Origin of the sequence: Streptomyces sp. NPDC046862, assembly GCF_040704615.1 — a bacterium.
Lineage (GTDB): Bacteria > Actinomycetota > Actinomycetes > Streptomycetales > Streptomycetaceae > Streptomyces.
Window position 1 is genome coordinate 1 of the sequence record NZ_JBEYXP010000010.1, and the last position, 22063, is coordinate 22063.

24 protein-coding genes are annotated in these 22063 nt (G+C 70.5%); 18 read left to right on the top strand and 6 right to left on the bottom strand.

The genetic code is table 11. The features are described 5' to 3' along the window. The first annotated feature begins 463 nt into the window (after nt 1-463). The 6 genes from htpX to AB0959_RS13120 all read left to right on the top strand — a co-directional run bounded on the left by htpX (nt 464) and on the right by AB0959_RS13120 (nt 4032). On the top strand, nt 464-1381 hold the full coding sequence (gene htpX / locus AB0959_RS13095; protein WP_366826457.1) for a zinc metalloprotease HtpX: 918 nt from the start codon (nt 464-466) through the stop codon (nt 1379-1381). Nucleotides 1382-1385: 4 nt separating this feature from the next. Further along, entirely contained in the window at nt 1386-1985 is a 600-nt protein-coding gene (locus AB0959_RS13100; RefSeq protein ID WP_366826458.1) for a hypothetical protein, read from the top strand. 57 nt (nt 1986-2042) lie between these two features. Continuing rightward, on the top strand, nt 2043-2306 hold the full coding sequence (locus tag AB0959_RS13105) for a hypothetical protein (RefSeq protein WP_366826459.1): 264 nt from the start codon (nt 2043-2045) through the stop codon (nt 2304-2306). A 30-nt stretch (nt 2307-2336) separates the two neighbouring features. Continuing rightward, nucleotides 2337-3164, top strand: a complete 828-nt coding sequence (locus tag AB0959_RS13110) for a recombinase family protein (RefSeq protein WP_366826659.1) — start codon at nt 2337-2339, stop codon at nt 3162-3164. Next, nucleotides 3161-3625: a hypothetical protein gene (locus AB0959_RS13115; RefSeq protein WP_366826460.1), complete on the top strand. Its 465-nt coding sequence runs from the start codon at nt 3161-3163 to the stop codon at nt 3623-3625. Before AB0959_RS13110 ends, AB0959_RS13115 begins: the two co-directional genes overlap by 4 nt. A 263-nt stretch (nt 3626-3888) precedes the next feature. Continuing rightward, on the top strand, nt 3889-4032 hold the full coding sequence (locus tag AB0959_RS13120; protein ID WP_366826670.1) for a hypothetical protein: 144 nt from the start codon (nt 3889-3891) through the stop codon (nt 4030-4032). 16 nt (nt 4033-4048) lie between these two features. On the opposite strand, the gene AB0959_RS13125 is transcribed toward AB0959_RS13120, so the two are convergent. Then, nucleotides 4049-4330, bottom strand: a complete 282-nt coding sequence (locus AB0959_RS13125) for a hypothetical protein (protein WP_366826461.1) — start codon at nt 4328-4330, stop codon at nt 4049-4051. Between the two features lie 194 nt (nt 4331-4524). Here AB0959_RS13125 and AB0959_RS13130 point away from each other — a divergent pair, with 194 nt between their 5' ends. Then, a complete protein-coding gene (locus AB0959_RS13130; RefSeq protein WP_366826462.1) occupies nt 4525-6195 on the top strand; it encodes an alpha/beta fold hydrolase in 1671 nt (556 codons plus the stop codon). Between the two features lie 82 nt (nt 6196-6277). Then, the gene (locus AB0959_RS13135; protein WP_366826463.1) at nt 6278-7465 is read left to right on the top strand and encodes a winged helix DNA-binding domain-containing protein; all 1188 of its coding nucleotides are present in this window, start codon (nt 6278-6280) and stop codon (nt 7463-7465) included. Between the two features lie 108 nt (nt 7466-7573). On the opposite strand, the gene AB0959_RS13140 is transcribed toward AB0959_RS13135, so the two are convergent. The 3 genes from AB0959_RS13140 to AB0959_RS13150 all read right to left on the bottom strand — a co-directional run bounded on the left by AB0959_RS13140 (nt 7574) and on the right by AB0959_RS13150 (nt 9534). Next, nucleotides 7574-8230 (bottom strand): DUF4360 domain-containing protein, encoded by a 657-nt coding sequence (locus AB0959_RS13140; RefSeq protein ID WP_366826464.1) that lies wholly within the window; start codon nt 8228-8230, stop codon nt 7574-7576. Between the two features lie 364 nt (nt 8231-8594). Further along, nucleotides 8595-8909, bottom strand: coding sequence for a hypothetical protein (locus AB0959_RS13145; protein ID WP_366826465.1), 315 nt, complete (start codon nt 8907-8909; stop codon nt 8595-8597). 226 nt (nt 8910-9135) lie between these two features. Next, nucleotides 9136-9534, bottom strand: coding sequence for an SgcJ/EcaC family oxidoreductase (locus AB0959_RS13150; RefSeq protein ID WP_366826466.1), 399 nt, complete (start codon nt 9532-9534; stop codon nt 9136-9138). A 112-nt stretch (nt 9535-9646) separates the two neighbouring features. Between AB0959_RS13150 and AB0959_RS13155 the strand changes: the two genes are divergently transcribed. Then, complete coding sequence (locus AB0959_RS13155; RefSeq protein ID WP_366826467.1) at nt 9647-10006, top strand: arsenate reductase family protein; 360 nt, start codon at nt 9647-9649, stop codon at nt 10004-10006. A 144-nt stretch (nt 10007-10150) separates the two neighbouring features. Continuing rightward, nucleotides 10151-10870, top strand: coding sequence for a hypothetical protein (locus tag AB0959_RS13160; RefSeq protein ID WP_366826468.1), 720 nt, complete (start codon nt 10151-10153; stop codon nt 10868-10870). 2 nt (nt 10871-10872) lie between these two features. Here AB0959_RS13160 and AB0959_RS13165 read toward each other — a convergent pair whose 3' ends face one another. After that, entirely contained in the window at nt 10873-11748 is an 876-nt protein-coding gene (locus AB0959_RS13165; RefSeq protein ID WP_366826469.1) for an alpha/beta fold hydrolase, read from the bottom strand. Nucleotides 11749-11874: 126 nt separating this feature from the next. Between AB0959_RS13165 and AB0959_RS13170 the strand changes: the two genes are divergently transcribed. The 7 genes from AB0959_RS13170 (at nt 11875) to AB0959_RS13200 (ending at nt 19345) form a co-directional block, all read left to right on the top strand. After that, nucleotides 11875-12330, top strand: coding sequence for a MarR family transcriptional regulator (locus tag AB0959_RS13170; protein WP_366826660.1), 456 nt, complete (start codon nt 11875-11877; stop codon nt 12328-12330). A gap of 199 nt (nt 12331-12529) precedes the next feature. Continuing rightward, nucleotides 12530-13558: a glutamine synthetase gene (glnII, locus tag AB0959_RS13175; protein ID WP_366826470.1), complete on the top strand. Its 1029-nt coding sequence runs from the start codon at nt 12530-12532 to the stop codon at nt 13556-13558. A gap of 335 nt (nt 13559-13893) precedes the next feature. Further along, nucleotides 13894-14502, top strand: a complete 609-nt coding sequence (locus AB0959_RS13180) for a winged helix-turn-helix domain-containing protein (RefSeq protein WP_366826471.1) — start codon at nt 13894-13896, stop codon at nt 14500-14502. Nucleotides 14503-14580: 78 nt separating this feature from the next. Beyond that, nucleotides 14581-15627 (top strand): NAD-dependent epimerase/dehydratase family protein, encoded by a 1047-nt coding sequence (locus AB0959_RS13185; protein ID WP_366826472.1) that lies wholly within the window; start codon nt 14581-14583, stop codon nt 15625-15627. A 31-nt stretch (nt 15628-15658) separates the two neighbouring features. Continuing rightward, nucleotides 15659-16939, top strand: coding sequence for a sensor domain-containing protein (locus AB0959_RS13190; RefSeq protein WP_366826473.1), 1281 nt, complete (start codon nt 15659-15661; stop codon nt 16937-16939). Further along, nucleotides 16930-17583 carry a response regulator transcription factor gene (locus tag AB0959_RS13195; RefSeq protein WP_366826474.1) on the top strand — a complete coding sequence of 218 codons (654 nt, stop codon included), beginning with the start codon at nt 16930-16932 and terminating at the stop codon, nt 17581-17583. The genes AB0959_RS13190 and AB0959_RS13195 overlap by 10 nt, the downstream gene beginning before the upstream one ends. A 235-nt stretch (nt 17584-17818) precedes the next feature. Then, nucleotides 17819-19345, top strand: coding sequence for a DUF1996 domain-containing protein (locus AB0959_RS13200; protein ID WP_366826475.1), 1527 nt, complete (start codon nt 17819-17821; stop codon nt 19343-19345). An 80-nt stretch (nt 19346-19425) separates the two neighbouring features. On the opposite strand, the gene AB0959_RS13205 is transcribed toward AB0959_RS13200, so the two are convergent. Then, nucleotides 19426-19878, bottom strand: a complete 453-nt coding sequence (locus AB0959_RS13205; RefSeq protein WP_366826476.1) for a hypothetical protein — start codon at nt 19876-19878, stop codon at nt 19426-19428. 164 nt (nt 19879-20042) lie between these two features. On the opposite strand from AB0959_RS13205, the gene AB0959_RS13210 reads away from it, so the two are divergent. Then, nucleotides 20043-21974, top strand: a complete 1932-nt coding sequence (locus AB0959_RS13210) for a hypothetical protein (protein WP_366826478.1) — start codon at nt 20043-20045, stop codon at nt 21972-21974. Nucleotides 21975-22063 lie beyond the last annotated feature (89 nt).

A 22063-nucleotide genomic window follows, 5' to 3' on the forward strand; every position in this document is an offset into this window, starting at 1 on the left:
GGCGGTTCTTCTTTTGTTCTCGCCCCCGCCGCCCCTACCCGTCCCCTCCCCGGGGCTCCGCCCCGGACCCCGCTCCTCAAGCGCCGGAGGGGCTGGATATGCGCGGGCGGCGCTGGATGGTGCGCTGGCGGCACTGGATGGTGCGAAGCGGCGCCGAATCTTTTCGGCCGGGGCCGGCTTTCAGGGCCGCGGGGAACCGCACGGCTTTTAGGGGCGCGGGGAACTGCGCGACCAGCCCCCACCCACCCGCACGCAATCAACCCACCCCAGCCACCCCACCCCCCGGGGGGCCTGTGGGCGGAGCCCCCCGGGATGGGACGCGTAGGGGCGGCGGGGGCGAACGCGGACGGCAAACGGCTCACAGGAACCCTTTGCCCCGCCTAGGACTGATCGCGACCGCTTCATGGGGGTCCTGAGGTGCACACTGGCTAGGGGACGAGTGCCTGAATGCGGGGTGTCGCAGATGCAGAACCGGTTCCGGAGCGATCGGCGGTTGACCACCCGGATGGGGGTCACGCTGTTCCTGCTCGGATTGTTGTACGTGGCTTTCGTCGCCGCGTTGATCGTGCTGTTGAAGAGCTGGGTACTGGTCGTCGTGATCGCCGCCGGGCTGCTGGGCGCGCAGTACTGGTTCTCGGACCGCATCGCGCTGTTCGCGATGCGCGGCCGCGTGGTGGAGCGGGAGGAATACCCGCAGCTCCACGGGGTTGTGGACCGTTTGTGCGCCGTGGCGGACATGCCGAAGCCGGTCGTGGCCGTGTCGGATATGGACATGCCCAACGCGTTCGCCACCGGCCGGAACGCCGACCATGCCGTGGTGTGCGTGACCACCGGGCTGCTGCGGCGGCTGGAACCGGACGAGCTGGAGGGTGTCCTCGCGCACGAGTTGTCGCACGTGGCGCACAAGGACGTCGCGGTGATCACGGTCGCGTCGTTCCTCGGAGTGATCGCGGGGCTGATCGTGCGGTTCGCCTTCTACTCCGGGATGTTCGGCGGGCGACGGGACCAGAACACCGCCGCGATCCTCGCCGCCGTGATGGCCGTCTCCGCGGCCGTCTACGCGATCAGCTTCCTGCTGATCAGGGCCCTGTCCCGGTACCGGGAGCTGGCGGCGGACCGGGCGGCGGCGCTGCTCACCGGCCGGCCCTCGTCGCTGGCCTCCGCACTCACCAAGGTCTCCGGCGACATCGCCCGGATCCCGTCCAAGGACCTGCGGACGGCGCAGGCCTTCAACGCCTTCTACTTCACGCCCGCGCTGGGCCGGGAGCCCGGAGTCGCGCGGCTCTTCTCGACCCACCCGAGCCTGGAGGAGCGTCTCGACCAGCTGGGGCGGATCTCGAACGAGCTGGGTGAGGCGGCGGCACCCGAGAAGGCGAGCTGACTGTATGGGGTTCCTGGACGTCCTCCTCGGCCGTACGAGGCCGGTCGCGCCCGATCTCGACCAGCTGTTCGCGCTGCCGTCGGCCGCGCTGACGCTCGAGGCGGCGGTTTCCCTCACTCCGACGGGAACGGGAGCGGTGTGCTTCGCCACCGTCGAGGGCCAGGCCTTCGCCGAGGCGCGCGAGGACGTGCAGGCCCTGCTCGACGCGGACACGGAACGCCAGGGGCCGCCCGTCGAGGCGGTCCGGGACGAGTACGGCTACTCGTGGCTGGTCTCCCGGCGCGGGCCGGAGGACCTGCCCGCGCTGGTGAGTGACCTGCACGCGGTCAACAGCGCGCTGGAGAGCAGCGGGTTCGGCCCGCAGCTGCTGTGCTCGGTGGTCGCCTTCCACGACGTACGGAATTCGGGGGACGAGCGGCGACTCGGGCTCGTATATCTGTACAAGCGTGGCACGTTCTATCCACTATGTATGCTCTCTGGCCGGCCCAAGCGCGATAACGCGCTGGAACTACAGGTAGCCGCCCTACTGAAGGACGACCTACGCATCGAGAAAGAGAAGGCGCACTGGTTTCCACTTTGGGACGCACCCGGTCTGATCAACTGACCAATCACCCGAAGGTGTCTACAGATACAAAAGAGCCTCGCACATGCCAGTAGGCGCATGCGCTCCTTCGTCGTGACCACCCTTGACATGGCCGCAGACCCTTTCGGGCGACAGCAGGCCACCAGGGTCCTCGTAGCCCTGCGCATCAGCCAACTGACCGACGAATCCACCAGCCTCGAACGGCAACTTGCAGACGCTCGCCAGCACATCGAAAAGAAGGTCCTCCAGGGAATTAACTGGATCGAGGTCGGTGTTGCGCGAGACGCACACGTGTCCGCCACGAAACAAAGCCTATTCGAGAGGCAGGAGTTGGGTCACTGACTCAATGAGCGGGCTCCGGAATTCGATCTCATCCTGTTCTGGAAGCTGGACCGGTTCATTCGCAAGGCCATGGACATGCAAGACATGATCCATTGGGCGGACAAGCACGGCAAGAAGGCTTTCGCCTCCGTCACTGAGCCGATCTTCGACATGACCGGTCCGTTCCGGCACGTGATCATCTCCCTCTTCTCCGCCCTCGCGGAAATGGAAGCCAGCAACACGGCCGTGCGGGTGAGGAGCTTCCGTGAGAGTGTCCGGGAGCAGCAGCGCTGGCCCGGAGGCATGCCAGCCTACGGCTTCGAGGTCTACAAGGGCGACGACGGAGCTGCACACCTTCGCCAGAACCGACACCAGGTGAACGTCATTCGAGAGATCGCCAACCGTCTGCTCACCACCGAGGACACTCCAGCGGTCATCGCCGACCACCTCAACGCGCGGAAGGAACCGACGCCACGGGGTGCCCGCCCGTCCAAGCGCATCCAGGACTCTGGGCGCGAGTACAAGTGGACGGCTTCCGGCATCCGGAAGATGCTCAAGAGCGAAGCTCTTATGGGCTGGAAGATGGAGAGTCGTCCTGTCCCCGGCAAGAAGTACTACGAGACCATCCCCGTCATCGACTCTACTGGCAACAAAGTCCGTCTTGCTGAGCCGATCTTCACTGACGGGCAGTGGAAGGCGCTTCAGGCTCACCTCAACCAACGCTCCTTCTCGGTCTCCTCGCCTACCAACGTGACCCCATTCCTGGAAGTGATCCTCTGCGGGTACTGCAAAGGAAAGATGCGCCTGCACGTGTCTCGAAGGGAGACGAAGAACGGCCGCAAGGAGTACCCGAATTTCGGTGCGTCAGCCCGCGCATGATGGGCGACCGCACCCGGCACGGCTGCGAGGACCAGGTGTCGTGGGATCCCGGGAGGCTGCTCGCCACCTTCGAACATCACCTCTTGGAGCAGTTCGGTTATCAGAAGGTAGAGGAACGGATCTACGTTGCAGGCGCGGACAACCTGAGTCGTATGCGCGAGATTGAAGAGCTGGTCGCGGTCATCATGGCGGACATGGAGCCTCATCGACGGTACGGGACGGCTCTGACGCGGCCTGAGGCCGAGAGGATGCTCGACAGATTGAACGCCGAGTATGAGGCCCTGAGCAAGCTGCCGACCGGGGACCGGTGGGAATACCGCAGCCTCGGGAAGACGTGGCGACAGCTCTGGGAGACGAGCGAAGTGCCCGACCTGGAGAAGCTGATGCGGAAGAACGGTGTGCAGTTCCACTGCTACCAAGACTCGTTCGAGCTGTTCATCCCCGCACGTCTCAAGGTGTGAGGACGCGAAGGGAGCTGAGTTCGTGCTACCGAGTCCCCAGGGGATTCCTGACGCGCTCATGGAAGTCATCACCCGGTCGGGCATTACATCCGAGCAGTTGCAGGAAGCCATGTCGCTGGTGACGGCGCTCGCCGCCGCGCCACCCCCGCCGCAGACTCACGTTGCCGCGAGGAGAGTACCGACTTGGCGCTCCGCAACCCCTTACGAAAGAACGACTACCGTGAAGGTGGTCACACTGAGAAGCTAGACCCTCCGGCCGTTGAGTGCCATTCGCGCCGCTGGCCGGTTCGGGCCAGCGGCGCGATCACCCGCTGGAACTGCAGGTGAAGGCCGCACTCACGGACGATCTGCGGATCGAACGGGACCTGAGCCGCTGGTTCCCGATCTGGGGCGCGCCGGGGTGGTGAGCCGGGTGGTGAGCCCCTACTTGCGCTCCTGCCGACGCGTCTCGAACGGCCGCTCCCGGCGGTAGCGGCGCTCCCACTTGGCCTGCTGGTCACGGCGCGCGCGGTACGCGCGGTAGGTGGACGGCGTGCCCGCGGGGCTGCTCGCCGAACCGGACGAGGGCGTGGCCGAGGTTCCGCTCCCGCTACGGGCGTACCGGATGTACACGTACAGCAGAGCGACCGCGGCGAGCCAGTAGACGCTGTCGGAGAAACCCAGGACGACCAGGACGGCGGTCGCCGAGAGGATCACGGTGTTCATGGCTGACCTCCTTCGGGCGTGGTGGGTGGTTGACGAGTGTCGAGGATCGAGGGTCGAGTGTGGCGGGTGATGGGTGCAGTGCGTGATGGGTGCGGTGCGGTGGGTGACCGACAGCTCCAGGATGCTCTTCCTGTCGCGGCGCCCGCATCCCAATTAACAGGCGCGCCACGCGTGCACCGTGAATGAATACGGGCATGAGCCGACCCATCTCTGGCACGCACGACGCTTTCTCGCACGACGCTTTCTCGCACGGCCACGACGGCGAACGGCTCAGCGGGGTGCACGCGGGTGCCCCGGACGCCTCCCCCACGGCCGTCCTCCTGCACGGCGCCGGCAACGGCAGCAAGGAACGCCTGCTGCCGATGCTCGACGAGTTCGTGGCGCGCGGCTGCCGGGGCCTTGCGTTCGACTTCTCGGGGCACGGTGAAAGCACGGGTGAGCTGCGGGAGTTGAGCCTGCGTCGGCGTTTCGAGCAGGCCGTCGCCGTCATCGACGCGCGGGTGCCCGAGGACGGTCCGCTGGTCGTCATCGGGTTCAGCATGAGCGGGCAGACGGCGGCGGATCTCGCCCGCCACTACGGGGAGAGGGTGGTGGCGATCGGGCTGTGCGCGCCCGCGGTGTACGCGGCCGAGGCGTGGCCGGTGCCGTTCGGGGAGGGTGACGGGGAGTTCAGCACCATCATCCGGGCGCCGGAGGGGTGGCGGGCGTCCCCGGCGCTGGACGCGCTGCGGGCGTACGCCGGGCGGGCGGTGCTCGCCGTGCCCGGCACGGACCATGTCATCCCGCCGGCCGTGACCGAGGCGGTGAGCGACGCGCTGTCCGCCCGCGCCCAGTTCACCCGGCTCGAACTGCCCGACGCGGATCACTTCTTGGGCCTGTGGTTCCGGGATCAGGCCGACGACCGGCGGGAGTTCGTGGACGCCTTGCTGACGGGGCTGGGCGACCAGGGGTGGACGGCGACGCGGGCGTGGGTGGCCAAGCAGCTTCCGCAGGGGCGGGGCGTCCGTGACACCACGGTTCTGCGCGGGGGCTGGAGCTCCCAGATGCGCCGGCTCACCCTCGACGACGGCTCGGGGCTGGTGCTGCGTTCCTTCGTACGGCCCTTCTTCCGGCGTCACGCGCCGGGTCTGCTGGCCCGCGAGGCGTCCGTGCTCACGCTGCTGGCGTCGTACGACGGTGTGCCGGTGCCGGAGCTGCGCGCGGTCGACGCGACCGCCGAACACACCGACCACCCTTCGCTGTTGATGTCGCTGCTGCCGGGCAGCGTGCGGGTCGACGACGAGGACGACGAGGACCTTGAACGGCGCCTGGACCTGTTGGCCGGTCAACTGGCCCGTGTCCACGCGGTCGTACCGGACGAAGCACCCCGCACGTACCAGGCGTGGACGTCTCCCGAACGGGTCGACGCGCCCGGTGGCGGGCTGTGGGAGCGGGCGGTGGACGTGATCCGGCGCCCGGCACCCGCGTACGAGGGCTGCTTCCTGCACCGGGACTTCCACCCCGGGAACGTGCTGTTCACCGGTTCCGGCGAGACCCTGCGGATCAGTGGGGTGGTCGACTGGGTGGAGACCTCGTGGGGGCCCGCGGACCTCGACGTGGCGCACTGCTCGACGGCGCTCGCGCTGCTGCACGGGCCGGAGCACGGACTCGGCTTCCGCGCCCGCTACGAGGCCCAAGGGGGCCGTCGCCTCGCCGAGGACCCCGATCACCTGTACTGGAGGCTGCTGGACGCGCTCGGCTACGCGCCGGACGCGGCGAAGCTCGCGGGGCCCTGGAGGGAGCTCGGCCGCACCGACCTGACGCCTCAGGTCCTGGGGGCACGGCTGGAGGCGTATGTGGCGGGGTTGCTGGAGCGGTACGCGTAACGTGCTGTCCGGCCCGGCGACGGGGCGGCCACGGGGACGGGGTGAGCGCGGCATGGGCGAACGCGGCATGGATGGACGCGGCATGGGTGAACGACGGCGGCTGGTCACGACGGCGGAGCGCCGGGCCCGGCTCGCGCTGCGGCACATGCTGGCACCGGGTGCGCGGGCGGCCACGCCGGAGGAGGTGGCCCGTTCCCTGGTGGCGCTGCACGGGACGGACCCGGCGACGGTGTACCTGGCGGTCGGGGCGCGCCTCACGGACACCGGCGGGACGGTCACGGAGCTCGACCGGGCGTTGTACGGGGACCGGTCGCTGGTGCGGATGCACGGGATGCGGCACACCGTGTTCGTGTTCCCGGCGGAGCTGACCGCGGTGGTGCACGCCTCGACTGGGCTCACGGTCGCCGCGCGGGCGCGGGCCGCCCTGGCCAAGGACATGATCACCGGCAGCGGCGGGCGGCTGGGCCCCGAGTGGCTCGCGGAGGTCGAGGAGGCCGCGCTCGCCGCGCTCGCCCGCCGGGGAGAGGCCACGGTGAACGAACTCGTGCGCGACGAGCCGCGGTTGCGGGAGCGGTTCGCGCACGGGGCGGGCGGGAAGTACGAGCACACCGTGTCGTCCCGGCTCATGCGGGTGTTGGGCGTGGAGGGCAGGGTGGTGCGGGGCCGGCCGCTCGGCTCCTGGACGTCGACGCAGTTCCGCTGGGCGGTGGCGCCCCCGCACCCCGAACTGCCGTCCGCCGAGGCGCAGTCGGAGTTGCTGAGGCGGTGGCTCACGGCCTGCGGACCGGCCACCGAGGCCGACCTGAAGTGGTGGACGGGCTGGCGCGTGACCGAGGTGCGCAAGGCGCTCGCCGCGATCGGCGCCCACGCCGTGTCGCTGGACGACGGGGGCACGGGATACGTGGCGGACGGGGACGTGGAGCCTGTCGCCGGGCCCACTGAACCGTGGGCCGCGCTGCTTCCGGGACTGGACCCGACGGCGATGGGCTGGCAGGACCGCGACTGGTACCTCGCGCCCGCCCTCCGTCCGGCCCTGTTCGACGGGAGCGGCAACGTCGGGCCGACGGTGTGGTGGAACGGCCGGGTGATCGGCGGCTGGGCCCAGCGCCCGGACGGCGAGATCGTGTGGCGGCTGCTGGAGACGGAGGGCGTGGGCGGCGAGGCGCACGCGGCGATCGAGGCGGAGGCGGAACGGCTGCGCGCCTGGGTGGCGGACACCCGGATCACGCCGCGGTTCCGGACACCGCTGGAGCGGGAGCTGGCGGCCTAGGTGTGCTGTCCGGACAGGTTGGTGACGCGGCAGATCCCGGCGAGGTCCCCGGCGAGGCTCACCACAGCGCCGGGCACCCGAAGAGGTGGGGGCACCCGGCGCCCCGGCTCACTTCTGCTCGCACTCCTTCCAGGCCAGGTGGTACGTCGTGCTGATATCGCCGTCCGTGGAGTCCATGGTCATGAAGCTGGTGCTGTTGGCCGGTGACGTGCCCTTGGCGACCCGCAGCTCGGTGTTGATGTTGAAGTTGCGCTCGACACCGCAGGGCGCCCAGACGATCTGGGCCCAGTCGGTCTCGTCGGTGGCCTGCCAGTTGTCCTCGAGCGGGCCGCTGAACGGGTGCGTTCTGGAGGCCGTCTCCGGGGAGCCCTGGAAGTAGTACGAGGCCTTCTGGGTGGCGGTCGCGCCGCGCTGGAGCGAGGCGAAGCCCCGGTAGTCGGCGCTGGCGATGGCGTAGGTGAAGCCCCCGGGCACGTGGACGTTCAGGCTGAGCTGGCAGTTCTTGCGGAACGCGGTGGAGTTGGCGCCGCCGCCGACCTGGGCGAGGTAGTCGCTGTAGGTCACGGTGAAGGCGGTGTTGTCCGGGGAGACGGCGACCGCCGTCGTGCCCGCGGGACAGCCGGACCCGTTCACCGTGGCGAGCTTGATGATGATCTTGTCCGGGGGCGGGTCGGTGAAGATCGGTGACGAGGACGAGGCCTGCGCCGGGAACGCGGTGGCGAGCAGAGCGGCGATCGCGCCGCCCAGCAGGAGCCCACGAGCCATGGTTCTCCAATCCGTTCTTTCGGTGTTCCGGCGGCACGGGTGCGGATGCGCACCGCCGGAACCGGGGGGGTGCGGCCCACCGCGTGGGCCGTCGCGGACCGAAACACAGAGGTCATGTACATGCCAAGCTGGCGCGTACACCGACACCCAGCCTGTGAAGGGGCTGTGAAGACCGGGAGCGACCGAATCGTATGGATACCCGGGCGGTACGGCTAGGGCGATCTCCGGCCAACTCTGGCGCGATCCCCTACCTTCCCCCGCCTTCTCCCATCTCCCCCCGGCCGTCCCCCACCCTCCCCGTCTCCGGACACACCGGTGCCGTCCACCCTCGCGGAGCGGACGGCACCGGAAGGGTCGCGCCGCCTCAGCGGCTGTAGCGCATCAGCGCCCGCACCATGTGGCACGTCGTGTCCGACGGCGGGTGGACGCCGATGAGTTCGGCCGTGCTGCGGATCGTCTCGTTGCGGGCCTGGTTCGGGAGGTGGACGCCGGAGTCGAGCAGGGCGATGGCGAGGCGCATCGCCTTCAGCCGGCGGTTGTGCGTGACGTACCACTCGCGGGGGCGGCCGGGCGGCAGCGGGCGCTTCTCGACGGGTGCGTACGGAAGGTCGAGTTGGACCGGCCTCCTGGCCGTGGGCTGGGTGGGCAGCGGCTTCGGCTTCAGTGCGGCAGCGGGCACGGGCATCCTCCTGTCGCGGTCAGGGCGTCGTCCGGGATCTCCGGCGACACCCTCGAACACTGCTTCTATTTTACTGGCCACCACTGACAATCAGGAGGCCTGGAGCTGCGGCAAAAGCCCAGGTGGGCAAGGAAATTGGCGCTGTGTCACCCGAGGTCCGCGAGGGGCGCGTGAGACGACTAACCACCCCTCGGCGACCGGTGCGCCACCCCCTCGCCGCCGCGCCTCAGGAGACATCCGGGAACGAGTGGTGCTCGTGCGCCACCACCCAGCGTCCCCGCTGCTTGCGCAGCCCCAGGGTGAGCCGCAGGCGGTTCTCCGGCCGCTCGGCCAGCTCACGCGGAGTGCCGCAGCGCAGCAGGGCGTAGGCGAACGCGACATCGGCGCCGGCGGTGACCTCCAGCGACTCGATGTCGAACGAGGCGCCCCGCGCCTGCCAGTCGAAGAAGGGCGGCCACGTCTCGCGGTAGGCGTCGATGCCGCGGGCGCCCTCGTAGGGCGGCGGCACGTCGAACATCACGATGTCGTCCGCGTGGTCGACCAGGACGCCGTCCAGGTCACCCCCGTGCACGGCCGCGGCCCAGTGCTCGATCAGGCGGCGGATCTGCTGTTCGTCGTCGGACATGATGCCTCTCTCCCTGTCATCGGGACGGCATCACTGCAGACCGCCGTCGGCACCAAGACTCATCGCCGGTGGGCGGGCCGACCCGAAGGGACACGCGCGTACCGTGTCCCGCATGGAGATCTGGATCAATCCGGCCTGTTCGAAGTGCCGCAGCGCGCTCACCCTGCTGGACGCGGAGGGGGCCGATTACACCGTGCGGCGGTACCTGGAGGACGTGCCGACCGAGGACGAGATCCGGGACGTGCTCGCACGGCTCGGGCTGGAGCCGTGGGACATCACGCGGACCCAGGAAGCCGCCGCCAAGGAGCTGGACATGACGTCGTGGGACCGGGACGCCGCGTCACGGGACCGGTGGGTGCGGGCGCTCGCCGAGCATCCGAAGCTCATCCAGCGGCCGATCATCACCGCCGACGACGGCAGCGCGGTGGTGGGCCGCACGGAGGAGGCGGTTCGGGACGCCTTGGAGCGGTAAGGGAGGGTTCGCGCTCAAGTGCCGTGTGACGCACGTTACTTGAGAGACCTCTATAACCCTTGAGTAACTTCGTTCGAGATCTCGTACCTAGCGGCGTACTCACCCGATCCGGCCCGCCGACGCGGCCGGGGACAGGAGGCGCGCATGTCGCGTAGGAGAACGATCAGTACGAGGAAGAAGGTCGCGCTGCTGGTGAGCGCGGTGGCCGTGGCGGGAGGCAGCGCCTTCGCGATGGCGGCCACGTCGAACGCGGCGCAGACCGCCGCGGACTCGACCGTCTGCCAGGGACTGGCCACCGCGCTCGGCAACAACCAGCGGTTCATCGCGGGACAGAAGGCCAGCCCCGACGCCCAGTCGGAGGCGCGGATCGCCAACCGCGAGGCGGTCATCGCCGAGATCGAGCGCAAGCAGGAGGCGTCCGGCTGCGTGGCCGGGGAGTCGGCTCAGGACTCCCAGGGCACCCAGGCCGGGCAGAACGGCGGAGCCGCGGAGACCGGGGGGTCGGCTCAGGACCCCCAGGGCTCCGAGGAGGCCGCGGGCTCTCAGGCCTCGGATCCCGCGACCGCCCCGCCCGCGGACGACGGCGCCGCGGACGGCGACGCCGCCGCGGGCTCCGGGGAGCAGGTCTGCAACGGCTCCACCGTCACTCTCTCCGGCGAGGCGGGCGCCCCGGCGGCGTCCAGCAACCAGTTCCCGGCCGGCACGAAGCTGAAGGTCACCAACCTGGACAACGACAAGTCCACGACGGTGGAGGTCACCTCGGTGTCCGGCAGCTGCGTCCTGCTGAACGACGCGGCGTTCGAGCAGGTCAGGGAGCCTGGCAAGTTTCTGATTCGCAGGGCCCTCATCGAAAGGGTGGGATGAGGTCACCCGGGTGTGCGGCTTTTCAGGAAGGCCGTCAGATGGTCGTCGAGCTCGTTTGAGTTCGCGTGCGGCAGCGTGTGGTGGGTGGCGTCCGGGAGGAATGTCACCTCCGCACGCGGCAGCCGTCTGACGGAGAGGGCCGCCACCCTGCGGGCGTCGTGGGCCCTGCTGTTCCCGGCGAGGAGCAGCAGGGCCGGCACGTCCAGCGCGGACGAGGCCGCACGGTCGGGGGCCGGAGCGGTGACCGGTCGTACGAAGGGGAAACCGGCGGCCGCCTCCTGGAGCCGGAGCCACTCCGGGTCCACGGGGGTGCCGCGGGTCTCCCATTCCAGGAAGGCCCGGGTAGCGGCGGCGGAGCGGCGGAGCATCATCGGGGCGGCCCGCAGGAGGTACGCGGGCGCGAACCGCGTGAAGCACCCCGTCGGGTCGAGCAGCGCCAGCCGGCGGACCCGGTGGGGCGCGTGCAGGGTGTAGTGGAGGGCGATCCAGGCGCCGTACGAGTGACCGCACAACGCGGTCGGGCCGGCGCCCAGGCCCTCCAGGAGCAGGTCCAGCCAGGCTGTGAGGTCGGCCACCGTACGGAGGGGGTGGCCGGCCTCACGCGTGCTGAGGCCGGGCTCGCCGATCAGGTCGACGGCGTACACCCGGTGGTCGCGTGAGAGCGCCCCGACGTTCGCGAACCAGGACGCCGAGGTCGCTCCGCCGCCGCCCGGCAGGAGCAGGAGCGGGGGCGCGTCGCGCGGTCCGCAGGCGTTCACGTGGGTCGTGCCGTACCGGGTGGTGACGTCGAGCGCCTCCCGGTCGGCGGGCCACTTGGCGATGACCTTGTCGTACGCCGCCCGGAAACCCCGCATGTCGTACGTGCCGCGGCCGCTCATCGCCCCGCCCTCCCCTGTCCGGTCATGCGTCCAGTCCTCCCCCGTCCGGCCTATTATCTCGCTCAGCGAGATACTTGTTGAGCGAGATGATAACCGGAGGACGACGTGCCCGACCACGAGCGCGAGATGGAGATCGTGCACCTGCTGCGCGCGGCCACCGTCGAACTCGGCCTGCACAGCGCCCGTTTCGCGAGCCGGAACGGCATGCACCCGACGGACGTGCGGGCCCTGATCGCGCTCATGGACGCGTCGCGGGCGGGCTCGGAGATGACGGCGGGCCGCCTCGGCGCCCTCCTCGGGCTGAACTCGGCGGGCACGACCGCCGTCGTCGACCGGCTGGAGCGGCTCGGGCACGTACGGCGCGTGCGGGACGAACGGGACCGGCGCCGGGTCCTCGTGGAGATCGACGAGCGGGCGGTGGAACTGGGGGAGGCCTTCTTCGGCCCGCTGATCGGCCGCGCGGTGCAGCTGCTGGAGGGGTACGACGAGCGGGAACTGGCGGCGATCCGGGGGTTCCTCACGGGCGTACGGGACGCCACCGACGGGGAGCGGGACCGGGGGTCGGGGGCGCAGCCTTCGTGAGCGCCCCTGGAGGGAGCCCGGCGCGGCGTGATCCCGCCCACAGAAGCCCCAGGTAACACGGGGTTCACACATGGGCAATGACCGGGTAATCGCCCGTTGACAGGCTTCCGGGCATATTCCCCGCGGCGCCCCAGTGCCGCAGCGCCGCCGCAGCACCCGCATGACTGCGACTCAAAGACACACCCGAAGGATGTGGCCCGTGAGCTTCAAGGCTGAGTACATCTGGATCGACGGCACCGAGCCGACGGCCAAGCTGCGTTCCAAGACGAAGATCTTCGCCGACGACGCCAAGGGTGCCGAGCTGCCGATCTGGGGCTTCGACGGGTCCTCCACGAACCAGGCCGAGGGCCACGCCTCCGACTGTGTCCTCAAGCCGGTCTTCTCCTGCCCGGACCCGATCCGCGGCGGCGACGACATCCTCGTCCTGTGCGAGGTCCTGAACATCGACTTCACCCCGCACGCGTCCAACACCCGTGCCGCGCTGAGCGAGGTCGCGGAGAAGTTCGCCGCGCAGGAGCCGATCTTCGGCATCGAGCAGGAGTACACCTTCTTCGACGGCACCCGCCCCCTGGGCTTCCCCGAGGGCGGCTTCCCGGCCCCCCAGGGCGGCTACTACTGCGGTGTCGGCGCCGACGAGATCTTCGGCCGTGACATCGTCGAGGCCCACCTGGACAACTGCCTGAAGGCGGGCCTCGCGATCTCCGGCATCAACGCCGAGGTCATGCCCGGCCAGTGGGAGTTCCAGGTCGGCCCGGTCTCCCCGCTGGAGGTCTCCGACCACCTGTGGGTGGCCCGCTGGCTGCTCTACCGCACCGCCGAGGACTTCGGTGTCTCCGCCACCCTCGACCCCAAGCCGGTCAAGGGCGACTGGAACGGCGCCGGCGCGCACACCAACTTCTCCACCAAGGCGATGCGCGAGGGCTACGACGCGATCATCACCGCGGCCGAGTCGCTCGGTGAGGGCTCCAAGCCGCTCGACCACGTCAAGAACTACGGCGCCGGCATCGACGACCGCCTGACGGGTCTGCACGAGACCGCCCCGTGGGACCAGTACTCCTACGGCGTCTCCAACCGCGGTGCCTCGGTCCGTATCCCGTGGCAGGTCGAGAAGGACGGCAAGGGCTACATCGAGGACCGCCGCCCGAACGCCAACGTCGACCCGTACGTCGTGACGCGTCTGCTCGTCGACACCTGCTGCTCCGCCCTGGAGAAGGCCGGCCAGGTCTGATCCGAGGCCCATGGCTCCGAAAGGGGGCGCCCGCCGTTCGCGGTGGGCGCCCCCTTCGTGTGTCACAGAGCGTCCAAGCAGTGAGAGGAGGCTCCTGTGACAGCCGTCCGTCTGCTTCAATGGGCCCATGGCCGGCTTCCAGAAGTACACCGCGACGGGTCGCCATGACCTCGAGCCGTTCTGGCCTTCCCGTCAGCACCACGACTTCGACCGGGTGTGTTGTCGCGCGACGATCGCGCCGGCCCTCTAAAGCCGTACACCACCCGGCCTTCGGCCAGCGCGCAACGCCGTACGTCCTTCCCGACGAACTCCTCGCGCGAAAGAGCTGACCTCTCATGGCGACCACTCGTTCTCTCTCCACCGCCACCCTCACCGCCCCGACCGCTCCCACCGCTCCCACCGCTCCCCCGGCGAACGGCTCCGCACGCCACCGGCTGCGTGCCGTGGACCGCGACGAGGTGGTCGATGTCGCGGACTTCCTGCCGCCGGGCGCCACCTGGCTGCCCGCGCCCCAGCACACCCTGCCCACGCTGCCGGGACAGCCACCGATGATCGGCTACCTGGTCCTGGTACCGGCCGACCAGCAGCCGCCGGTGCTGCCGTTCGCGGTTCCGGACTCCTCCGGCCCGGCCGGGCCGGACGCCGGTGAGGACGGCCTCGTCCGCATCGACACCGTGCAGCGCACCGCCGAGGTCGACGGGCGTCCGCTCGACCTCACCTACCTGGAGTTCGAGCTGCTGGCGCACCTCGTGGCGCACCCGAACCGGGTGCACACCCGCGACCAGCTGGTCACCACGGTGTGGGGCTACGGGCACGTGGGCGACGGCCGGACGGTCGACGTGCACATCGCCCGGCTGCGCCGCAAGCTCGGCGCCGAACACCGCCAGGCCATCCAGACGGTGCGCCGGGTCGGCTACAAGTACACGCCGCCGACCGCTCGCTGACGGTCCGTCCGGATCTGCCGCTCTGCCGACGGCAGATCCCGCTTCCGCACCACCACTTCCGTGTGCAGAGTCTGCGGTATGAGGCTTCTGGTGCTGGGCGGTACGGAGTTCGTGGGACGAGCCGTGGTGGAGGCGGCGCTCGGGCGGGGCTGGGACGTGACGGTCTTTCACCGGGGCCGGCACGAACCCCCGCCCGGTGTACGGCCGTTGCGGGGTGACCGCTCGGAGCCCGGCGGGCTTGCCTCCCTGGCCGGTGCCCCGGACACGTGGGACGTCGTCGTCGACACCTGGTCGGCGGCACCCAGGGCGGTGTGTGACGCGGCGCGGCTGCTGCGGGACCGCGCACGGCGGTACGTGTACGTGTCGAGCAGCTCCGTGTACGCCTGGCCCCGGCTCGCCGGGTACACGGAGGAGGCGCGGCTGGTGGAGGGCGCGTCGGCGGACTCGGAACAGACCGACTACGCCCGGGACAAGCGGGGCGGTGAGCTGGCGGCGCTGGACGCCTTCGGCACGGACCGCTCGCTGCTCGTGCGGGCCGGTCTGATCCTCGGTCCGTACGAGAACATCGGCCGGCTGCCCTGGTGGCTGACCCGGATCGCCCGGGGCGGCCCCGTACTGGCTCCCGGGCCGCGCGACCTGCCCCTCCAGTACGTCGACGTCCGCGACCTCGCGGAGTGGATCCTCGGCGCGGTGGAGCGGGAGCTGGGCGGGCCGTACAACCTGATCAGTCCCCGGGGACACGCCACCATGGGCACCCTGCTCGACGCGTGCGTGGACGTCACCGGCAACGCCGCCGAGCTGAGGTGGACCGACCCGGACGTCGTCCTCGGCGCGGGCATCGAGCCGTGGACCCAACTGCCGGTGTGGGTGCCGCCGGGCAGCGACCTGCACGCCGCCCTGCACGGCGCCGATGTGTCGCGGGCCGTCGAGGCGGGCCTGCGCTGCCGCCCCGTCACCGAGACCGTGGCCGACACCTGGACCTGGCTCCAGGCCATCGGCGGCACGGCACCCCTGCGCCCGGACCGGCCGACGGTGGGCCTGGATCCGGCGCTGGAGGCGAAGGTGCTCGCGGTCGGCGGTGGTGTACCTGACACCACCTCCGCACCGGGCGCCCAACCCCCGTGACCCCCGCTCCCCGCTCGGCGAGACTGACGCCATGACCACGGAGACGAAGAGCGGCGAGAGCCGTACGAGGGTGCGGGGGGCCGGCCTGGCGGCCGTGCGGGGGCTCGCGCTGGCACTGGTGGCGTTACCGGGGGCGGTGCTCTGTTTCGTGCTCTCCGCCGTGTCGATCGTGCTGATACCCATCGGGGTCGGGATCGTCACGACGCCGTGGGTGCTCACGGGGGTGCGGGCGTTCGCGGACTGGCGGCGGGTCCTCGCGGCCGAGTGGGGCGGGGTGCGGATCCCCTCGTCGTACCGGGAGATCCCGAAGGACGCCAACCCCTGGGGGCGCACCTTCGGGATGCTGGGCGACCCGGCGACCTGGCGGGACCTGCGGTGGCTGCCGGTCGACATGACGGCGGGGTTCCTCACCGCGCTGCTGCCGGCGGCGCTGTTCCTGTACCCCCTGGAGGGGTTCGCGCTGGCGGCCGGGCTGTGGCGGATCCTGGCGGACTCCATGGACGGCGCGTACTGGTACGGCTTCGTGCCGGTCACGGGCCAGGCCTCCGCGTTCGGCGCCGCCGCCCTGGCCCTCGCCCTCCTCGTCGTGGCTCGCATCGTCAACCCGCGGCTGCTGAAGGTCCACTTCCAGCTCACCCGCGCCTTCCTCGCCCCGCGCCAGGGCGAGTTGGCCGAGCGGGTCCGCGTCCTGACCGAGACCCGGCGGGACGCGGTGGACACCTCGGCCGCCGAACTGCGGCGCATCGAACGGGATCTGCACGACGGGGCGCAGGCGCGGCTGGTGGCGATGGGCATGGACCTCGGCACCGTCGAGGCGTTCCTCGACAAGGACCCGGAGAAGGCCAGGCACCTGCTCGCCCAGGCCCGCCGGAACTCCGCCGAGGCGCTCACCGAGCTGCGTGACCTGGTGCGCGGAATCCACCCGCCCGTGCTCGCCGAACGCGGACTCGGTGACGCCGTACGGGCGTTGGCGCTGCGGCTGCCGATCAGCACCGAGGTGGACGTCGACCTCGACGGCCGCGCCGGCGCCCCGGTGGAGTCGGCGGCCTACTTCGCCGTCAGCGAGGTGCTCACCAACGCGGTCAAGCACTCCGGAGCGGACCGGATCTGGATCGACCTCCATGAGGTGAAGGACGACGCGGGCACGCTCCGCATCACGGTCACCGACAACGGCCGGGGCGGCGCGCGGATCGGTGCCGGTTCGGGTCTGACCGGAGTGGAGCGGCGACTGGGTACATTCGACGGCGTCCTGGCCGTCAGCAGTCCTGAGGGCGGCCCCACCATGGTCACCATGGAGATCCCTTGCGCGTAGTCCTGGCCGAGGACCTGTTCCTGCTCCGTGACGGACTGGTCCGGCTTCTGGAGGCGTACGACTTCGAGATCGCCGCGGCGGTCGAGAGCGGGCCCGAACTCGCCCGCGCCCTGGCCGAGTTACGGCCGGACGTCGCCGTCGTCGACGTCCGGCTGCCGCCCTCGCACACCGACGAGGGGCTCCAGTGCGCCCTCCAGGCCCGGCGGGAGCGGCCCGGACTGCCCGTGCTGGTGCTGTCGCAGCACGTGGAGCAGTTGTACGCACGGGAGTTGCTCGCCGACGGCACGGGCGGGATCGGGTATCTGCTGAAGGACCGGGTGTTCGACGCCGACCAGTTCATCGACGCCGTGCGGCGGGTCGCCGCGGGCGGTACGGCGATGGACCCCCAGGTGATCCAGCAGCTGCTCACCCGGCGGGCGGCGGACGACCAGCCGCTCGGCCGTCTCACCCCGCGCGAACGGGAGGTTCTGGAGCTGATGGCGCAGGGGCGCTCGAACGCGGCGATCGCCGAGCGACTTGTGGTGACGGAACGGGCTATCGCCAAACACACCTCCAATATCTTCGCCAAATTGGGACTTGAGGTGTCGGACGACGACAATCGTCGTGTGCTCGCGGTCCTCGCGTATTTGGATCACGGTCGCTGAACTTGATTCAGCGGTTCGGCGGCGATTGCTGAACCTCATTCAAAAGTCGACACGCTACCCCCCTCAACTGCCGTTGAAGCATGGGTCTCTGTGCCCATTGCGCCCGAATTGACCTCATGGACTTCTGATTTTTTCCAAGGTTTCTGAACACCCCACGAGCACCACCCGTATGTGATGGAGCCGCTTCACTCCTGTCGGGCGCCTCGATGCCCCGCAAGGAAGTCAGAGGAGTTCCATGGGACGCAATACAAGGAAACGTCGCTCACCGCTGGCCGTTCGCGCCATTGCCGCCTCCGCGGCACTGGCGGTCGCGGGCGGTGGGCTGGTCTGGGCGAATTTCTACGCCTCGGCAGGCGAGTCGTCGGACCAGAACAATGTCAAGGCCGCGGGCGCGCAGGTCGCGACGATCGACTGCCCCGATGTCGGCCAGCAGCTCTCCGATGTGCCGGATGGTGCTCGCGCGGGCGTCGACAAGGAGCTGGCGACGCTCGACCAGCAGGTCACCGAGGCCTACAAGCGACTCGCCGACACGCGCCGGGACCAGGCGGCCGACCCCGGTTATGTCAACAACGCCATCCTCAGCCCGCTGAAGTCCAAGCGGACGGCCACGATCGACCGGATCGGCCAGAACATCCAGCGCGCCGGTGGTAAGGCTCCGCAGGGAGCCGACCAGATGGCCGAGTGCCAGGGTGTGGAGGCCGAGACGGCCGCGGGCGAGGGCCAGCAGCAGGACGGCCAGAACCAGGACGGTCAGCAGCAGGGCGGCCAGGACCAAGGTGGTCAGGACCAGGGCGGCCAGGACCAGGGCGGGAACGGCGGTCAGGGCGGCAACGGCCCGGCTGCGGCCGACTTCCAGGACATCACCCAGGTTCAGCCGAACGGCGGCGCCAAGGGCGTGGGCGGCAACGGCCTCCCCGCGAACGGCGACGGCGGTTCGACGGGCACCTTCACCACCGACTGCGGCACCAACGAGAACGAGAACCGCAACTCGGACAACGTGATCGTCGCTCCCGGTGTCAGCAACGGTGCCCAGCACCAGCACGACTACGTCGGCAACCAGGGCAACGACGCCTTCGCGAGCGACCAGGACCTGCTGAACGGCCAGACGAGCTGCCAGAACCAGGGCGACAAGTCGTCGTACTTCTGGCCGGTGCTGCGTGTCCAGGACGGTCAGGACGACGTCGACGCCAACGCCCCCGGTGGTGGTCAGGACGGCAACGTCGGCACGATCATCCAGGCCAGCGAGGCCCAGCTGAAGTTCGTCGGCAACAAGAAGAGCGACGTCGTCGCGATGCCGCAGGCCCTGCGCATCATCACCGGTGACGCCAAGTCCTTCGTGAACGGCCTCGCCAACGCCAACACGAACTGGAGCTGCACCGGCTTCGAGGACAGGCAGCTGACGGACAAGTACCCGATCTGCCCCGACGGCAGCTCCGTGGTGCGGACGTCCAACTTCCAGAGCTGCTGGGACGGCCAGAACATCGACAGCGCCAACCACCGTACGCACGTGTCCTTCGTCCAGGAGGACGGCAGCTGCGGCAACGGCTTCCAGGCCATCCCCCAGCTCCAGGTCCGCCTGGTCTACGACGTGCAGGCCCCGCAGATCCAGAACGGGCAGGTCCAGAACGCGTTCGCGGTGGACTCCTTCCCGGACCAGCTGCACAAGCCGATCACCGACCACAACGACTTCATCAACTTCTTCGACGAGAACACGATGAACGAGATGGTCCAGTGCATCAACGGCGGCCAGAACTGCCAGTAGAGGCACCCGGTAGCGCATGAGCGAAAGCCGGCGGTGGGAGATCCCACCGCCGGCTTTCGCTCGTCCCCCGGCCCGCGCGGTCAACCGTTGTGAGAGCCACTGTTGTGACTGCCACCAGGATTCATGTGGGCGGAGCCCTCTTCCATGGTCCCGCCGAGCGTGCCGCGCAGCGCGTTGACCGTCTTCTGCTCGCCGACGGCGACCCACTTGCGGCCGACGAGGTAGTAGCCGCCGTAGTCCTTGGCCCCGCTCAGCCACTCGGCCTGGCCGCGGTCGGTGGCGAAGGTCGCGAGGACGAACTTGCCGTCGGAGTTCTTGCAGATGGCCTGGCGGATCGTGTCCGCGTCCGTCTGCATGTTCGGCTTGCAGCCCGCCTGGCTGGCGATGTGCTCCAGGCTGCCGGTCGCGGTCTGGGGGACCTTCGCCTCCTTGGCCTCCTTCTTGCCGCCGTCGGAGCCGCAGCCGGTCAGCACCAGCAGGGCGGCGAGCGCTCCGAGCGCGCTCCCTGCCAGCCTCTTCCGCGTCACACTCATCCGTACCTACCTCCGGGACCGTTCCGGCCCATGTCGCTGAGAGCCCCGGCAAGGGCCCTGTCCTTCGATACGGCCCACGAGCGCTCACCGCTCAATCGATTCTCGCCCCCGCCGCCGCCGCTCACGGCAAGTGACCATCAAAGGATTCGCTCGTTCTGCTGAACGTGCAGTCACAGGATGTCGCCCCACGCCCCCCAGCCCCCTCCACCGAACCGACCGTAGACGTCGGCCAGGCCGAAGCCGCGCTCGTCGAGCACTACCCGCGCCTCGTCCGGCTGGCCTACCTCGTGCTGCCACCGACCCTCGGCCGCACCCGCCGCGTCCTGACGGCCCACGCCCTCACCCAGCGGGCCCTCCCCCGGGGCCGTACATCGGCCCCGGCGATCCCGGCGATCCCGGCCCCGGCGACGGGCGGTGACGGCGGCCCGGGCTACACCTACGTCCGCCTCCAGGTCCTGCGCACCGCGCTGGAGGCCGGCCACCCCCTGCGGCTCCGGCCCTGGCCCAAGCGCTCCCAGCTGCCACCCCTGCTCCCCCAGGTGTGGGGACTGCGCCTCTTCCCCCGCTCGGGCGGAGCCGACGAACTCGCCTTGGACCAACGCCTGTCGGCCCTCTCGGGCCCGGCACGGGCGGCGTACGTCCTGCGGGGCCTGGAGAAGCTGACCGCCGCGGACGTACGGGGCGTGCTGGACGCGGCCGGAGTCGAGGACCCGCAGACGGCACTGACCGAAGCGGGCGACATCCCACCGCGGGAAGCCGCCCTGCTCGACTCCCCCGAGTTCGACCCCTGTTCGCTCCAGGCCCGCCCCACCGACCTGATGCGGCGCAGACAGCACGTGAAGGCCGCTCTCGCCGCCACGGCCGCGGCGGCCGTGTGCGGCGCGTTGTTCGTCATTCCCGGGGGCGGCTGGGGCCCCGACGGCGCGGCCGCACCGCCGTACGCGCGGAACCCGGCGGCCGAAGCCGCCCTGGACCCGGGCACGTTGACGAAGGCGTCGGCCACCGCATGGAAGAAGTCCGCCCGCACCGACTTCGGGGTGTGGCCCGCACGCGGAGAGCTCACCGGGGACAAGGCCCTGCTGCGACGGGCCCTCGCCGTGTGGGCGCGTCCCGGAGGGTCCGTACAGGTCTCGTCGACCCCCGGCACCCCGGCCGGCGGGCCCCCCGGCCCGCCGCAGCTGCTGTACGCGGGCGTGGTCGACTCCGCCCGGGTCGTGCTGCTCTACGACGGGCTGCGCGTCGCGCGGTACGCCGAGCCGAAGAAGGGCACGGGCGGGGCCGCGCTGGACTTCGCGCGGGTGGACGGGGCGAGTGGGGCCGAGGCGAGCGCGGTGGTGCTCGACCGGACCGACGGCAACGTCCGCTATCTGACGGCGCCCTGGGTGACGAAGGCGGCCGTACGGGACCTGATGAAGCCGGACGGCGGGACGTCGGAGCTCCCGGTGTCGAAGGACGGGGTGACGGGCGCGTTCGGGAGTCCCGCGCTGCGCGCCGGCAAGTGCCGGTCGTGGACCGTGCTCCAGCTGAGCGACGCCGACGGCGCCAGTCTGCTGACCGACCTCGCCGAGTTGACTCCCGCGCACCTGACCACCGGGCGGCCGTCCGCTCCTCGCGAGGCGACAGGGGAGCGGCTCGGTACCTGGTCGCCGTACGCGTGCTCGCTGGCGGCCGCGCGGGCGCGGGGCGTGCGGTCCGTGAACGCCTGGAGTTACGCCCGGCAGTCACTGCCCGACTGGGCCGGCACGGCGACCTGGGTGTGCACCAGGGCCGAGACCTGGCGCAGTGGCGGCACGCGGGTGCTGGCCCAGCTCCAGACGCCGGGCGCACGGTACGGGGCCGTCGCCGCCAAGGCCGACGACTCCCCCGCGTGCGGCGCCCGTGCCCCGCACGTCCTGGCCGGTGTGCTGTGGAAGTCGGGCGAGGGGACCTGGTACCTGCTCGCCGCCGGCGACCGGGGCACGACCTCGGTCAGCGCGAAGGGCAGGTTCAGCGGATCCGCCGAGGGCAACCTGCTGGCGGTACGCGCGCGGCAGGGTGCCCTGGCCGACCTGAAGGGCACGCTGCCCGACGGCCGTTCGATCACTGGACTGAGGTGAGCGTGCCGGTGACCGCTTTGCACTGAAGATGTGAACAACCTTGGCCGGTCGGGTCCGTTGGCGGCCGGATCCGATCGGTAAGGTGTTCG